The organism is Flavobacterium zhairuonense, assembly GCF_004352915.1.
GTDB lineage: Bacteria > Bacteroidota > Bacteroidia > Flavobacteriales > Flavobacteriaceae > Flavobacterium > Flavobacterium zhairuonense.
On sequence record NZ_SJSY01000031.1, the window covers coordinates 1 to 655 of the forward strand.

The 655-nt window shown below is 47.2% G+C and carries 1 protein-coding gene; it reads left to right on the forward strand.

What is annotated here, in order from left to right:
• A partial coding sequence (locus tag EYY60_RS00055) for an Ig-like domain-containing protein (protein WP_449404165.1) occupies positions 1 to 655 on the forward strand: 655 nt, incomplete at both ends.

Here is a 655-nt window from a genome sequence, read left to right on the forward strand (position 1 = left end):
AACAAATATTGTTTGGTATGATGCCATGACAGGAGGGAATGCAATTCCATCGACTCAGGCATTGGCGAGCGGCACTTATTATGCTTCAATCAGCGATCCGGCAACAGGCTGCGAGAGCGCAACAAGATTGAGCGTAACAATAAATGTAAACGATCCTGGCACTCCGACATTGGTAAATGCAGGCGCACAAAACTTCTGTTTGATCAATGCTCCTACTTTTGCCAGCGTTCAGTTCAATGAAATCAATATCGTTTGGTACGATGCCATGACAGGAGGAAATGCGATTCCATCGACTCAGGCATTGGCAAGCGGGACTTATTATGCCGCAATCAGCGATCCAGCAACAGGCTGCGAGAGCGCGACAAGATTGGCGGTTGTAATAAACGTAAACGATCCAGGCACTCCGACATTGGTAAATGCGGGAACACAGAACTTCTGTTTGGTAAGTGCTCCGACATTCGCAAGTGTTCAGTTCAATGAAACCAACATTGTTTGGTACGATGCCATGACGGGAGGGAATGCAATTCCATCAACTCAAGCCTTGGCAAATGGCACTTATTACGCTGCAATCAGTGATCCTGCAACAGGCTGCGAGAGCGCGACAAGACTGAGCGTAACAATAAATGTAAATGATCCGGGAACACCGACATTGGTA